12 protein-coding genes are annotated in these 14210 nt (G+C 63.4%); 2 read left to right on the top strand and 10 right to left on the bottom strand.

Annotated elements, in window-relative coordinates:
• The 6 genes from IQ782_RS27325 to IQ782_RS27300 form a co-directional block, all read right to left on the bottom strand.
• Positions 1-1356 (bottom strand): TniQ family protein (locus tag IQ782_RS27325; RefSeq protein ID WP_194137847.1); only part of this gene is annotated, 1356 nt, incomplete at its 3' end.
• Complete coding sequence (locus IQ782_RS27320) at positions 1356-2330, bottom strand: TniB family NTP-binding protein (RefSeq protein ID WP_194137846.1); 975 nt, start codon at positions 2328-2330, stop codon at positions 1356-1358. The genes IQ782_RS27320 and IQ782_RS27325, both read right to left, overlap by 1 nt.
• Positions 2327-4549: a Mu transposase C-terminal domain-containing protein gene (locus tag IQ782_RS27315; protein WP_194137845.1), complete on the bottom strand. Its 2223-nt coding sequence runs from the start codon at positions 4547-4549 to the stop codon at positions 2327-2329. The genes IQ782_RS27320 and IQ782_RS27315 overlap by 4 nt, the downstream gene beginning before the upstream one ends.
• Positions 4546-5220: a hypothetical protein gene (locus IQ782_RS27310; protein WP_194137844.1), complete on the bottom strand. Its 675-nt coding sequence runs from the start codon at positions 5218-5220 to the stop codon at positions 4546-4548. The genes IQ782_RS27315 and IQ782_RS27310 overlap by 4 nt, the downstream gene beginning before the upstream one ends.
• Before the next feature lie 881 nt (positions 5221-6101).
• Positions 6102-7574, bottom strand: a complete 1473-nt coding sequence (locus IQ782_RS27305; RefSeq protein WP_194137843.1) for a DUF1254 domain-containing protein — start codon at positions 7572-7574, stop codon at positions 6102-6104.
• 462 nt (positions 7575-8036) lie between these two features.
• On the bottom strand, positions 8037-8573 hold the full coding sequence (locus IQ782_RS27300) for a DUF6647 family protein (RefSeq protein WP_194137842.1): 537 nt from the start codon (positions 8571-8573) through the stop codon (positions 8037-8039).
• 112 nt (positions 8574-8685) lie between these two features.
• Here IQ782_RS27300 and IQ782_RS30055 point away from each other — a divergent pair, with 112 nt between their 5' ends.
• Together IQ782_RS30055 and IQ782_RS27295 are read left to right on the top strand one after the other, a co-directional pair.
• Positions 8686-8919 (top strand): LysR family transcriptional regulator, encoded by a 234-nt coding sequence (locus IQ782_RS30055; protein WP_338092658.1) that lies wholly within the window; start codon positions 8686-8688, stop codon positions 8917-8919.
• A 46-nt stretch (positions 8920-8965) separates the two neighbouring features.
• On the top strand, positions 8966-9598 hold the full coding sequence (locus tag IQ782_RS27295) for a LysR substrate-binding domain-containing protein (protein ID WP_240989626.1): 633 nt from the start codon (positions 8966-8968) through the stop codon (positions 9596-9598).
• 165 nt (positions 9599-9763) lie between these two features.
• On the opposite strand, the gene IQ782_RS27290 is transcribed toward IQ782_RS27295, so the two are convergent.
• The 4 genes from IQ782_RS27290 to IQ782_RS27275 form a co-directional block, all read right to left on the bottom strand.
• Positions 9764-11197, bottom strand: a complete 1434-nt coding sequence (locus IQ782_RS27290; protein WP_240989625.1) for an amidohydrolase family protein — start codon at positions 11195-11197, stop codon at positions 9764-9766.
• 143 nt (positions 11198-11340) lie between these two features.
• The gene (locus tag IQ782_RS27285) at positions 11341-11976 is read right to left on the bottom strand and encodes an aspartate/glutamate racemase family protein (protein ID WP_240989624.1); all 636 of its coding nucleotides are present in this window, start codon (positions 11974-11976) and stop codon (positions 11341-11343) included.
• Entirely contained in the window at positions 11976-13430 is a 1455-nt protein-coding gene (hydA, locus tag IQ782_RS27280; protein ID WP_194137840.1) for a dihydropyrimidinase, read from the bottom strand. Before hydA ends, IQ782_RS27285 begins: the two co-directional genes overlap by 1 nt.
• Positions 13431-13444: 14 nt before the next feature.
• Positions 13445-14206 carry a DUF1028 domain-containing protein gene (locus tag IQ782_RS27275; RefSeq protein WP_194137839.1) on the bottom strand — a complete coding sequence of 254 codons (762 nt, stop codon included), beginning with the start codon at positions 14204-14206 and terminating at the stop codon, positions 13445-13447.
• Positions 14207-14210: the final 4 nt, after the last annotated feature.

The raw sequence follows: 14210 nt of genomic DNA, 5'->3' as shown, positions 1-14210 counted from the left end.
CGGCAGCTTGGCCTTTTCCGCAGCTTTCGAAACCGGCACCAGCCCTACGATTTCGGAACCCAGTTCTGCCGCCGCCGCATGCAGCTTGCCAACCAGCTTGGCAACCTCCTCGCGATCCACCGACTTCTGAGTCCGTCCCTTCATCCCCGGCTTCCCATAGTAGATGGGATTGAGCAGCCGCTCATCAAAGAGCTGATCGACGATCGGTCGGGTGCAATTCAGCTCCTTCCAGAGCGAGATCACGTTCACGGTGCGTTTCATGCGGCCCGCAATCTCGCGCCCATGATCGACCGGAACTGCAAAATGGGCAGGTGCCCGATCCGGTATCACACCCGCCGCAACCAGCACGTTGCTTAGGGTGCGAGGATCAACGCCCTGTTCCTTTGCCAAGGACGCCACTGTGTGCAGGCGACGCTCGGGGAGGTTGATACCCAGCACCTTTGTTCCAGTGGCCATGGCGATGTTCTCGACGATGACCTCCCGCAGGATCCGCGCAATGTCGCCCGGTTCCTTCAGCGACTTGGAGTGCGCCAGCGCATTGTAGAAGCACCCGAAAATCTTGCGAGCCCCGGGTGTGCCTGACGCGTCGTCGAACTTCCGAAACTGTGCCTCGAGTGCCTCCCGGATACCTTCCTCGCCGCGCGACGTAAATTCGAAGCCGGTGCGACCTGCATGGTCCAAATCATCAGACGTCAGTTCTGGGAGCTTCTGTTTCGGCCCAAAGGCGACCAGCACACCCAGCAGCTCCGTTGCACGGGTTGCTTGATCCAAGGTCTGCGCATCCAGCCACTTGGGACCAGCATTGCCCTCAAGCCGAAGCAGGACATAGTCTTGCAGCGGCGAGACAGTGCGAAGGTGCGCAGCGGCAATCGTCGCTCTGAGTTTCTCGCCACGCTCCGGGACCCGGCGATCGAGACAGTGCAGGTTGTCGTCCCACGTGACCTGGGCCTGACGGACGAGTGGAATGTCGTGGCGGTGGCAAGTTCTGACGATTGACAGCGCCCATTCCCACCGACCGAGCCGTGTGCCCTCCAAGTCATCCTCAGCCAGGCAGGCCGGACAGAAAATCGTATACGGGTTCGCCAGGAACTCCGCGGTGACCAGTTCACCTCGGAGTTCGTAGATGCGTTTCCCTACCCGGACAGCCGCGTTGGCCCGCAGTTCATCGACATTGACGCCAGCGATTTCGGCCAGACGGCGGAGAGCCTCCTCATCGTTGGTCGCCAATTGCTCGGGACGAATTCCGACATCGCGAAGGAAGGGGACCAGATGGCTGCCAGTGTGCAGCTTGGCAAGGCGCGCCGCAAATGACAGCGGGCTTTCCTCCGGGTGAAAGGGAAAGTGCGGCGCAAGCATCAACGCCCTCCATTCCCGAACAACTGTGTCTCGCCCAGGTCGATCTTTGCCCAATGGCGCGCGAGAAAGACGTTCTGGCCAACGGCACAACCTTCTTGCATACCCCAACTTTCGGCGAAATGGTTGACCGTAAGTTCCTCGGCATTGTCCAACGCCGCCGCCTCAAGTGCCGCAAGAATATTTTCGATGCAGCGACCGAAGCGTTTCCTGCTGGCATGCACGAGCCGATCGATCAGGTCCTCATTCGATGGCGGGCGAACACCCACCGCATCCGAGTATGTGGCGATGACCTTCGTTAGCGCCTTGCGATCAGAATGTGGTGAGACATCCGCAAGCGGCAACCGCCAATAGCGGCGCGTAACCTGCGCATCACACGACGCGATCTGCCAGAGGCTTTCGACCCCGCTCAGGACGACACTGACGGCACCGTCCCCCTGCATGAGATTCCGGACGGTCTTCAGGAAGACATCGACCTTGAACTTGCTGCCTGCCCCGAACAGGTCATGCGCTTCGTCGATCCAGAGCACCGCGGTGCCACGCAGTTTGAAATGGTGCCGGACCTTGCGCATGATGTCGTCTTCGGTTTGCGATCGGGAAACAGAAGGGTACCCGCTGGCATTGAGGATCTCGATTCCCAGACTCTTGGCAGTGGCCGGGCTGGGCACCCGGACGCCGAGCCAAGGCTGATGCGCTGCATCGCGCGGCTGAAGCGCCGGGTGGCTCTTGAGGCCATGATGGATCAGCGAGGTCTTGCCGCCACCTGCGGGCTCGACGACAGCGATGCCCCTCGCGTCGCCGCTCTTGTTGTGGAGCCGAGGCTTCGCAATCATCCGGCCCTGCTCATCTCGCTGCAGCAGCAGGTCCAGATAGCGACGAAACTGGACGTCGCGCGGCGTCGAGAGATATTTGTCTCGCAGCCGTTCCACGGCTGCGAGTTTTTCGTTGCTGGTGAGAAGTGCCGTACCCGCGGTCATGCGTCCTCCAGGTTCCAATCGTCGCCGTCATCAGTCGAGTCAGTGCCATCGCCGGGCTGATGGTCGGAAAATTGGATCGAGCCAAAGCAGCCGGAAGCGACGACATCGTCCCCATCAGGCTGATTACCGCTGGAAAGGACGTCCATGGCTACGGAGCCTGCGGTCGGCAGGCGCGTTCCCCATTCGCCACGGTGCTTGTCGAAGGTGCTATCGGGCTCCGCCTCGGACGTCTTGAATCCGATGAACAAGCGATCTTCCTCGTAGTCCAAGCGCTTCTCGGACCAATCCTGCATGATGAGCCCCACGCGTGTCATCGCGGCAGCATTGGTTTCTTTGACAAAGTCGAGTGCCTGCCGAACCACGGAGAAATTGACCTCGGCGTTGCGGGCGTTTTGCGCCCTGATCTCCTCTGCCGCGTGCTGCCACTCCTGAGCCGAGACCCCTTTGTACCGATCGAAAACCGCAGGAACCTCGAACCACCGATCGTTCATCTGGACCCAAATCGCGCCGATATCCTCGGGATACCACCGGATCGAGACCTTGCGCTCATGGGACCTGGCCATGTAGCGCGCCAGGATCTCGGAATGATAGCGGACCCCGAGGATGGTGATCCCCTGCCGGGTCACGGTGCGCGTACGTTCATGTCCGAAGATCAGGCGCCGGCGCCCGAGATTGGGCGGCGGCTGAACGCCGAATTTTTCAACGAGCCGGTTCCAGCAGTCCAGCGGCGTCTCACCATTCAGCCCGCTGTGCGGCGTCCGATGGTAGATATCCACGATGTAGCGAACCAAGACGGAGCAGAACTCTTCCGGTTTCAGCACAGCGCGTTTCACGGAGTCGTACTCTCCCCGGTCGGCAATGTTACTGAAGGTGCGCCCGCTGAGACGCGGCATCAACTGAGTGGCAAGGGTACCGAAAATGCGCTCGACACTGCCTTTCGTCTCAGGGTTGGCCGCAGCACAGTACTGCAGCATGATGCCGAGGTCGGACACTCGTGCCTGGACGAGGCTGGAAATGTTGTAAGCTGCACAGTCGGTTACGATGAGCGACGGCCACCCGAATTGGTTCCAGGGCGTCAGTCCACCGCAGGCATCACCCCAGACCCCTTTGTCGCGCATCATCATCTCGATGACGCGGAGGGCGCTCTGAGAATTCGGCCGCCGCGAGATGACCATGCCGACGATGCAACGGGTCGCACAGCAGATCGCCACGGTGACCCACCACCGCGCGGCTTTTTTGTCGAGCCCAAGGGCCCTCTTTTCGTCGAGCGTCAGATGTTCGAGCAAGCCGCCTTCAGCCATGAGGGACATGACGTCGGACTCCCACTCATCAAACTCGATGCGCTGCATCGGCCGTGTGATATCCAGCCCCATTCCGATGGGCGCGAACTGCCGGTTCGCCGCCTCGCGCCCCTTCCGGGTCAAGGTGATGTCGAACGGGTTAAGCTTCCTGATCGCCAACCGCACCGTCTCACGTGACGGGCACACGATTTCCGGCTTGCCATCATGGCGGCGACGCTCATTTTCCTCAGCGAACGCCATTTTGACCTCGTTGAAGATAATGCTCTGCGAAGGACACTGATCGTCGAGATACTTGCTCACGATCTTTCCCATGATCATGAGTTCATCCTGCCCCATCCGGCGATCACGATTGCCGCGCTCAGCGATCCGGTCGTACAGCCCAGTAAGCCCGAAACGCCGCTCCAGACGCTCCCATTTGAGCACGGTTTTGACGCCCAACTTCTTGGGAACAGGGAGGTTCTCGCAGTCATTCTCAGGCTCGCCCTCAGCAATGATCTCCCCCGCCCGCAGCTTGATGGCACCGATATGGCGCCGCACAGAAGCTTCGGTCCGCGAGACTTTCTTGGTCTCGTCGCGCAGGAGTTCACGAAGTGCATAGACGACCGCCCTGCGCATCTCTGCCTTCTTCTCGGCTTTCGTTCCTTTGAGAGAGAGCAATTGGTCTTCCGGCAGGAAACGCTGCCGGAGATGCTCCGGCTGATACTCGTTCGGGGTGTACTCGAAATTTCCGACCGCAAGGTACCGGCTGATTTCGGCATTGGTCATGACTTGCGGAACGTTCTTGCGCGTCGCGGAGACGAAGATGTGCCCCTCTTCCCGCGTCTCGAAATAACGGAAAGGCTGTCCTCCGATCACGATACCATCGTATTCGGAAAAGCAGAACTTGGGCTGAACGGGGCTGGGTTTGACGGCGATCATTTGAACATCCTCCGGCGGACAAAAGCTTCGTGCGCGATGCGCACCTTGTTCGTGAGTTCGATTTCGTGAGAGCGGATCAGACGGACCACGGCACGAAAGCCCCGCGCCCCAAGGTCAATCGCGTCGACCAATTTCTGAATCTGGACAGAACCAACAATCTCCCCGAGGATCCGACGCGCCATGGCATCGGCTTCAGGGTCGGGGCGACGCATCTCGTGCATCATCTCGGCATTGAAGTACTCGATGGGATCGATGTCCCGCTCAGTCATGACGACGACTTCGTCTGCAAAGCTCGCAGGCACCCGAGCGGCAATTTCCTCCAGTTCCTTTTGGACCGAGGCTTGCCGACGCCGGGATTCCGATTTCACCATGATTGCCCGGCGCTTGCCGTCGGCCATCAGGACCCGAAAATCGAAAAAGTGTTTACCGGTCTTCCCGTTCGACTTGGGCCACTCAAAGAGTACCTGGTTCTCAATCCCAACCACGTTCGGGCGGGCCATGACGACAAGCATGCACTTCATCTCAGTGTTGCTATCGACGCCCACGGTGTAGCCCTCATCCGGGCCGAACGTGATCTGTGCAGTCGCGTGCTCACGGGCCCCGACCGCGACTTTCCGTGCGAGTTGCAGTCGCTGGGGCATCGTCACCCCTCCATCTGACAACTTCATCATGCTCTTTCCTTTCGGCATGAGAGTATCGTTCGCCGGAATGTGCTCCGACGCTGCCCGAAGGCTGCGATACTGATTTCTGGTCTTGTTTGATGAGCCCCGTTGGCGTTTCCGGTGGCTCGAGGTGCAGGCTTCACAACGGATCGACCTGCGATGTATGGTGGTCTACCCTGTGCCGGTGACCGTGGAACTTCGTCTCCTGTTGACCCTGACCTCTCGACCGTCTGCCGGGGTCCGGCGTTGTCGATTGAGAGGTTGGCTGATTGCCGATTTCACGAAGAAAAAACCGCGCTCAGTCTGTGTGAGCTGCCGTTCAGCCGTCGCTTGAGGTCGAGAAACTACCCATCTCGAAGAACCGAACAACAGCTGATTTTGGCCAAAATAAATTTGCGCCGAGTGTTTCCGGCGCATTCAAGACGATACCAAGAGAAATCGGTCAGATCGTCAAGTATCTGAATTTATTGTATATTTTTCTTTTCTCAGGTGGCCCTCAAACTTGGCCACGCTCTCGCTTAATTTCGCGAAGATGAGCCCAGGCTCAAAACGCGCCAAATCCATGCCAGGCGGCGCGATAATTTCGCAACACATCGATCCGCATCATTCTTCGGCCGACGTGCGCTTCCCTTTCATATCATCCGGCTGAGATTCGTTTTCCGGCGCGCCGTTGTAGTCTCGCGCACGAGATCTCCCGAACCACTTGGGGTCGTCCAGCGAGTTCGACTCGGAAGCGAGGGGACGGAGCAACAATCTCCTCGCTTTGGAAATTCAGCGCGAGAAATCGAAGCGACTCGTGCCGATGACGCTCGGCGCCGCGGCCCTGCGTTTTGGCCGGGATCAGGCGGGCCCCGGCCTGAGGTCGCGGTCGCGGCCATGCCCGCGCCAGCTCACTCGATCGCTTCGATGTCGTTCAGCTTCCAGCTTTGCTCAAAGAACGGCTCGAGGGGGCCGTAGACGCGAAAGATCGCCGTCCAGCCTTTCGCCGGATCGGTCTCGATCCAGTTCGCCTCCTTGCCCTCTCGTGCCTTCGGGCCGAAGTAGAGGTCGACGGAGCCGTCTTCGTTGGCCGCGAGATCACTGTAGCTGCTGAGCGCCGGGAACTCCTGCGAGGTGAGCATCATGGAGCGGCTCGCGCTGTCGTAGACCACGACCGACCAGAAATCCTTGGCCGGGACGACGCCCGCGGGAACCCTGAGCTTGTAGGTCCTCGCCCCGTCGAGCGGCTGGCCGTTGCCGTCGGTGTGGGTGCAGAGATACTGCGAGCCGACGCCGACCATCTTGCTGGCCATGGCGGGCGTCACGCCGGTGGCGTAGGCGGCGAAGAAGGCCTGCGCGTCGTAGTCGAGATAGCCCTTGGGGTCGAATGTGTAGACGCCGCCGACGAAGGGGTTCCACCACTTTCGGTCCGGGTAGATGTATTTCTCGTCACCGTTGTAGTTCCACATGTTGGCCCGCAGCAGCGCCGCGCCGACCTTGGCCGCGGGCTCGAGGAGGGCCCGCTCCTCGGGAGACGGCTCGAAGGGCTTTCCGAACTCGATGCCGATCGAGGCCAGCAGGAATTTCTGCGCCCCGTCGAGCGCATCGGGATGCTCTTGCGCCACCAGCGCGCCAAGCTCCTCGATCAGGTGGTAGTTCTCGGAATGGACCGTCAGGATTTCCTGACCTGAGCCGTTGATCAGCTCTGTCGGAGGTGGGTTCGCTGCCTCGGAAAGGGGGTAGATGCTGAGGTTTTCGTAGAGCGCGTTAGCTGCATCCGTCTTGCCATCCACCAGGAAGGCTCGAAGACCCATCCACACGCCAAAGGTGCGTGAGGAGAAGGTGAAGTAGCCCTCGGGCACCTCGCCGTCGTAGCCGGGCGGCAGGATCAGGAACTTTCCGCCCTCGCCCTTGTCGGGACCGGCGTTGCCGACATCGCCGACGTAGCGCATCCACATATCGTTGAAGAAGCCCAGCATGCCAGCGGGCGCCTCGACCACCGTCGGCCCGTCTTCCTTCAGGTCGAGGAAGGTTATGGCGTAGACGGTGGTGTTGTTCGCGGTCAGGAACTCGGACTTAGCGTCCATGAGGTCCTTGAACACGATCACCTGGTTGGGGGCGCCCGCGCCGAACTCCTCGAAACCCTTGCGCATGGCGAAAAGCGAGGCCGCGAAGGTGTTCTGCTGGATCACCTCCATCACCCGGTAGGTGGTGCGCAGCTGGAACAGCCGTTCGGTCGTCTCGGGCGTGGGAAACCCCTTCTCGAAAGTGAAGTCCCCGACGATGGACGAGATTGTCTCGTTCTCGAGAAAGCGCTCTTCTGCACCGGCCGTACCGGCGATGAGCAATAGCGCGGCACCCACCGTGAGTCTTACCAGTTTCATTCTTTCCCTCCCCTGAAATGGCACTGTCTTCAGTCCAGCCTGCCGTAGCCCGTAATCGCGGGATTTCCCGGGGTCGCGCCCGGCGTGGCGGCATCGCTCCAGAGCCGGGGAGGGATCGGTCAGCGCGACCTACAACTCTGATCTTGGCAAGTCGTCATTGAGGAGTTGGCCAGAGCTCGGGCTTACGGGGAATGACATGGATCAACCACGTTCTGCCGACGCGGGGCTCGCTCAGGAAATTTGCTCCTGCTGCGAAAATCCCAAAACCTCCATGCTATTGCCGACCGGCGGTGCATGGCCGCACGGCCCTTCCGTCCGCTCTCTTGTCGAACAGCGCCCGGAGGCCGCATGACCGCTCCGAGCCCTTAATGACTGCTAAGCGCCGGAGAGACTTTTCAAATGGGCATCGATATTCCTCGTGCCGGCGCAGGGCGCCGTTCTTCCTCCCCATCATCGGTTGAGTCACTCCGGATGAATATCTCGCGGGGTGCATCCGGCGTCGAGCACTACGGCCAGCCAATTGACGTCAACCGCCCGTCCTTGCTCCGAAAGCCACGCCTCCTGCAGACGGTACGCCGGCAATTCCTGTGCGGCCGGGCAATACCAGTGATGCGGCGCCTGCCGGTGATGTACGAGTTCGTGCAACAATACGGCGACGTCGTCTGCTTCGTGCGGGTCACAGGGGCGCACCAAAAGGACCTCGGACCGATTGGGATCATATAGTCCTCGCGAGCGACCGCGCTGGAAGTTGGCCGTCGCACCTTGCCGCGCCGCCGCCTGCCACGCACCGACGAAGCGGACATGAGGGGCAGCTTCGCGGCGCGGCCAATCTGTCCAAACATCGAGCCAGTCATCAAGCACTGAGGCGAGCGTGGCCATGCTGTCTGCCTGCTGCCATTCTGTGAACAATACATGTGTTTCGGCTTCGGCGCGTGGCAGCGTTGGGCACAAGACGATCAGAGCCGCGGCGCTCGCCACGGCGAAGCGGAGCCAGAGCATCGATCCCTCCGGTGAATGATTTTGAGATTTGGCGTCCCGATGCTACGCTGTTTCCGTTTCGTCATCGAATGATCGCTTTTCAGGCTCGCGTGAATCCAGTTCAGGCAGAGATATGGGACGCAGGCTCCCCCCGTTTGCAGCTGTCCGTGCCTTCGAGGCCACTGCGCGGCACATGTCTGTCAAGGCCGCAGCGGAAGAGTTGTGCCTGACGCCATCGGCCGTCAGCCACCAAATCAGGGCGCTCGAGGGGTTCCTGGACACGCAGCTCTTCGAGCGTTCGGGCAACCGGATCGCGCTGACCCTCACGGGCGAGGGGGTATGCCGGAAAACTAACTCACCTACTTGACGCGTTTCTCGAAGAGACCGAGGCCATTCGCGAGGCGCCCAGCACGTTGCGCGTCCTCTCCACTCCGGGCTTCGCGGCGCGCTGGCTCGTGCCCCGCCTGTCGAGGCTCGATTTCGCCCGTGATCTCCGGCTGAGGGTCTCGAACGGTGCCCCGTCGCTCGACTTCTTGACGAACGACGCGGACGTCGTGATCCAGTGGTCCGACCGCCCGACCCCGGGCTTGCAAGTCGAGCCGCTGATAGCCTCGGCGCGCTATCCGGTGATTTCACCTGAACTGCGCAGGCGTGAGAATGTGCAGCATCCAAAGAATCTGCTTCGCCTCACGCTGTTTTATGACGAGACAGACGATGCTTGGCCCGAGTGGTTCGCCGCCGCCGGTCTTGCCGGAGCGAAATTGCCTCCTGGACCAACCCATCCCAACTGCGAGTTGTCGACGACGATGGTCGAACAGCATCAGGGCGTGTCACTCGCGTACGACGCCGTCGTACGCGCAACCGTAGCCTCTGGCCGACTGAACAGGCTCTTCAGCGCAACCACACCCCTAATGACAATCTACGCGATCGCCTTTCCCGAAACGCGTGCGAACGACCCACGAATAGCTGCATTTCGGCACTGGCTGCGCGCGGAAGCTGAGGCAGAGGGGGTGGTTCCGGTGCATCTGCCCCAAGTCGCGTCTTAAATGGCCGAGACGGGATCGCGGCGTCGATCGGACCGTTGCAGCGAAGGTCGGGAAAGTCCGCGCACCAGTGGCCCGACGCCGGGCCGCAAGGCCGCAGCGCCCCCCCTCAGGACGGGGAAACTCCATAACTCCGTTGCCATGGTTGATGCGGTCGTCTTCCCCGCGCTATGCCGAAGCGAACGCCTCGCGCGCCTCCGGCTGGTCCCAGATCTTGCGGATCGCGGCGGCCCCGGCCTCGGTCAGCGCAGCCCCATCAGCGATGGCAATGCTGCCGCCTTCGACCAGAACCCGGCCATCCACGATGACCGTCTCGACATTCGCCCGGTTCGCCAGCGCGACAAGGGCGCGGCGCGGGTCGTAATGCGGCTGGAGATGTGGATGGGTCATGTCGATGAGCGTGAGATCGGCCTTGGCACCCGGCACGATCCGCCCGAGGTCGGGGCGCCGGAGCGCCACCGAACCCGCCTCGGTGATCGCGCCCAGCAGGGCCGGCGCGGAGGCGCTGCGCGCGTCGCCGCGGGTCACCTTTGACACGATGCCGGCGGCGTTGATCTCGCCCAGAAGGTCCATGTTGTAGCCATCAGTGCCCACCATGGTGCGCAGCCCCGCAGCCTCGAACCGCCCGAAGGAGGCGGTCTTGCCGGTTCGCGCAAAGACCCGCGGGCAGTTCATCACGGTCACGTCGCGGGCCTTCATCAGCGCAAGGTCGCTCTCGCTGCTGTAGACGCAATGCGCGGCCAGGAGATCGGGCCCAAGCACGCCCAGCCAGTCGAGGTATTCCGCCGGGGTGCGCCCGCCCCACCGCCTGGCAATTGTCGCGACCTCGCCCTCGCTCTGCGCGACATGCGTGGTGATCGGCACACCCAGCTCGCGCGCGCGGGCGGTCGCCGCCCGCAGCAGGTCGGGATCGCAGGTGTCGGTCGCATGCGGGCTCATGGCGAGGCTGATCCGGCCATTCTCCTGCCCGTGCCACTTGTCGAACAGCGCGTTCCATGTGGCCAGATCGACCGCATTGTCGCTGCCATCGGTCGAGGCCGTGTTGTAGGACACGCCGCCCTCGGTGCCCGCCCGCGGATCGGAGGCCGAGAAGAGATAGGGGGCACCCCAGAAACGCAGACCCAGTTCCGCCGCCGCGTCGAACATCTCGGGCAGGGTGTTGCGGAACGGCTCCATGACCGAGGTCGCACCGCCGAGCAGAAGCTGCACGATCCCCATGCGCGCGACCGCGAGGCGCTCGTCGGGCGTCAGGATGTCCAGACCCGTCTTCGAGAGCGGCAGCAGCACCGTGTAGACGATGCTCTGATCATTGCGCTTGCTGACGCCGTCCTCGGCATGGCTCCGGGCGATGGCCTCGCTGAAGCAATGGTTGTGCAGATTCATCAGACCGGGGAGCACGAAGCGACCGGGCCGGTCGAGCACCACGTCGGCCTGCGACGGACGGCTCTCCGAAACGGCGGCGATCTGGTCCCCTTCGAGGATCACCCAGTGGTCGCGCAGCACCTCCTGCCCCGCGGTTCCGCTCGCGAGCACGTAGGAGCCGAAGACCGCGGTGGTCTTGCCGTCCATGTCAGGCAGTGCGGGGATCGGGGAAACTGTCATGATCGAGGCCTTTCGAAGCGGTGCCGGCGGGCACCTTGAACGTGCCGCGGCGGGCCGGCGGCTGGATGTAAGAAGGCGCTGACGCGCTGCGCCGACGCTGGAGTTGGCGGGGCCGGAGCTTCGCCCCGGCGCCGTCGGGGAGTTCAGGACGGGGCGCCGAGCCGAGCCAGCATCTGGCGGCCCGCGGCGGCGACGGGGTCAATGACCGGCACCCCGAGATCGCCCTCGAGCCGCGCCGCGAGCTGCGCCATGCCGGCGCAGCCGAGCACGATGGCCCCTGCCCCGCGCTCGCGCAGCTCTGCGCCAAGCGCCAGCACGTGGCGATAGACCTCGGGGTCACGCCCCGAGTCCGCCGCCGACACATCGCGAAGCGGCAGCTCTGCCACGAGCCGGTCAAGACAGCCCAATGCCTCGATCCGCTTGAGATGCCGCGGAACCGCGCGCTCGGACAGCGCGATGATGCCGAAGCGCTCGGCGGTCGCGCAGGCTTCGAGCACCGCCGCCTCCTGCGCGCCGACAACCGGCTTGCCCACGCGGGCGCGGGCGAGATCGAGGCCGGGGTCCGAGAAGCAGGCGGTGATGAAGCCGTCCGCCGCTTCGGTTGCGATGCGGCGGGCAAAGGCCTTTCCGGCCTCTGCAACGTCCTCGTCGGTGCGGATCGTCTCGGGCCCGTCCGCGCGGCACACCACCTCGAAGACCGGACCGAGCGGGAGCAGCGCGGAGGCGATGCCCTCGGTCACCTCGCGCGACGAATTCGGATTGACCACAAGCACCCGCATCAACGCAGCTCCGCCCCGAAGTTCTGCGCCGGGTCGAGCTCATTGGCGGTCCAGCCGGATTTGCCGCGCAGGTCGACGGGCTGGCGGGCGACGAAGCGGCCCTGGCCTTCCTTGGCCTTCAGCGCGCCATGCTCGACGATCACCGCGCCGCGGTTCATGACGATCTCGGGCTTGCCGGTGATCTCCATGCCCTCGAACGGGGTGTAATCCATGTTGTCGCGCTGGTCGGCGGCGGTCACGGTGACGCGCGCCTCGGGGTTCCAGATGGCGATGTCGGCGTCCATGCCGGGCGCGATCCGGCCCTTGGTGTCGCAGCCGAAGGTCTTGGCGGCATTGGTCGAGGACAGCGCCACGAATTGCTCGAGGGTGATCCGGCCCTTCACCACGCCTTCGGAGAAGAGATAGGGCAGGCGCGCGGCGATGCCGGGCATGCCGTTGGCGATCTTGGGATAGGGAATGTCGTTCCCGTTCAGGAACTTGCCGGTCTCGTCAAAGCGGTAGGGCGCGTGGTCTGAGCTGACGCTCTCGAAGGTGCCCTGCGCGATGTGGTGCCAGAGCGCGTCCTGCGTAGCGGCATCGCGCAGCGGCGGCGAGCAGATGTATTTCGCGCCTTCCATGCCGGGGCGGTCGAGATCGGCGCGGGTGAGGGCGAGATACTGCGGGCAGGTCTCGGCGAAGAGCTTGGCACCGTTGAATTTTTCGCGGCGGACGATCTCGGCCCCGCCCTCGGTCGAGACGTGCACGATGAAGAGCGGCGCGTCGACCAGCTTGGCGAGCTGGATGGCGCGGTTGATCGCCTCCTGCTCGGCCAGCTCGGGGCGCGAGATGGCGTGGTACTTCGGCGCCGTCAGCCCCTTGGCCGCCAGCTTGCGGTTCATCCATTTGACCATGTCATTGTTCTCGGCATGGACCATGGTGATCGCGCCGTGCTCGCGCGCGACGGTGAGGATGTCGAGCATGCCGCCGTCGCCGAGGTTCATCAGGTCGTAGGTCATGAAGACCTTGAACGAGGTGATGCCGCGGGCGAAGGCGCGGGGCAGCTGGTCTTCCAGCACCTCGGGCTTCGGGTCCGAGATGATCAGGTGGTAGGAATAGTCGATCACCGAGCGTGCGGCGCGGGCGTCGTAGGTGGCGATCACCTCGTCGACCGACTGGCCGCGGTGTTGGGCGGCGAAGGGGATGAAGGACGAGTTGCCGCCGAAGGCCGCCGAGATCGAGCCCGACAGGTAATCGTCGGCGGTCATCACGCCCGAGGAGCTTTCCTGCGCGATATGGGCATGGGCCTCGATGCCGCCGGGCACGACGATGCGCCCGCCCGCGTCGATCCGGCGCTCACCGCCGTCGATGCGTTCGGCCACGGCGGCGATGCGCCCGTCCCTGATGCCGATGTCGCCCTTCGCCGTGTAGTCGGCGGTCGCGATCATGCCGCCGTGGATCACCGTGTCGAATTGCATGTCCCTGTCCTCTTTCACCCCGCGACCGTCCAGCTGTCCCGGTGCAGCGCCGTGGGGAAGCGCGCATCGAGGCCCAGCTCCGCGATCCGCTCGATGCTGGTCTCGAAGAGGCCCGCCTGCACGGGCACAGCGTCGGGCGAGAGGGCGACCGCACGCAGCGCCGCCTCGCGCCCCTTGTAGGCCTCGTAGAGCGCGCGCAGGTCTTCGACCGCCCTGCCCTCGGACATGTCGATGCGCAGATCGTAGCTCGGGATGCCGTGATCGCCGGTGACCTGGAGCGCCGAGGAACGCAGGCTGCCCGCGACCTCGCCACCCGCGTCCCGCCCGGCCTCGAGTGCGCGGAGCAGCTTTTCCGCGAGCGGCAGGTCCGGATCGTCGAGGAACGCGGCGGCCATCGCGGCCGTCACCTGCTCGTTGTCGAGGATGTTGCCGAGGGCGAGGCAGTTCTTCCCGGCCGTATGGGTGTAGATCGAGTACATGCGGCGGCCATGGAAGACAGCGCTTTGGCCGCGCCCGTCGAGGGCGCCAAGCTGGCGCCACTCGATATCGGGGCTGCTTGCCGCGACCTGCGTGATGGCGTCGTCGGCAGACAGGCCCTCGCGCAGCAGCGAGATGCCGAGATCGCCCAGACGGCTGTCCGTGCGGTGCTGCGACAGGAAGGCACCCTTGCCATGCGCGAGCCGGACGCAGCGGCTGCCGACGGCGAGGTCCGAAGTGGTGATGGCAGCGCCGAAGGCCCCCGTGCGGTCGCAATGCCCGATGATCGAAAAGGTCATGTCT

Origin of the sequence: Salipiger mangrovisoli (assembly GCF_015223355.1) — a bacterium.
Lineage (GTDB): Bacteria > Pseudomonadota > Alphaproteobacteria > Rhodobacterales > Rhodobacteraceae > Salipiger > Salipiger mangrovisoli.
This window is presented reverse-complemented; position numbering and strand designations above follow the sequence as displayed.

Bases quoted from the DNA above. Each gene is read 5' to 3' on its own strand.
- IQ782_RS27320 (WP_194137846.1), bottom strand. From the start codon at position 2,330: ATGACCGCGGGTACGGCACTTCTCACCAGCAACGAAAAACTCGCAGCC.
- IQ782_RS27315 (WP_194137845.1), bottom strand. From the start codon at position 4,549: ATGATCGCCGTCAAACCCAGCCCCGTTCAGCCCAAGTTCTGCTTTTCC.
- IQ782_RS27310 (WP_194137844.1), bottom strand. From the start codon at position 5,220: ATGATGAAGTTGTCAGATGGAGGGGTGACGATGCCCCAGCGACTGCAA.
- IQ782_RS27305 (WP_194137843.1), bottom strand. From the start codon at position 7,574: ATGAAACTGGTAAGACTCACGGTGGGTGCCGCGCTATTGCTCATCGCC.
- IQ782_RS27300 (WP_194137842.1), bottom strand. From the start codon at position 8,573: ATGCTCTGGCTCCGCTTCGCCGTGGCGAGCGCCGCGGCTCTGATCGTC.
- IQ782_RS30055 (WP_338092658.1), top strand. From the start codon at position 8,686: ATGGGACGCAGGCTCCCCCCGTTTGCAGCTGTCCGTGCCTTCGAGGCC.
- IQ782_RS27290 (WP_240989625.1), bottom strand. From the start codon at position 11,197: ATGACAGTTTCCCCGATCCCCGCACTGCCTGACATGGACGGCAAGACC.
- IQ782_RS27285 (WP_240989624.1), bottom strand. From the start codon at position 11,976: ATGCGGGTGCTTGTGGTCAATCCGAATTCGTCGCGCGAGGTGACCGAG.
- hydA (WP_194137840.1), bottom strand. From the start codon at position 13,430: ATGCAATTCGACACGGTGATCCACGGCGGCATGATCGCGACCGCCGAC.
- IQ782_RS27275 (WP_194137839.1), bottom strand. From the start codon at position 14,206: ATGACCTTTTCGATCATCGGGCATTGCGACCGCACGGGGGCCTTCGGC.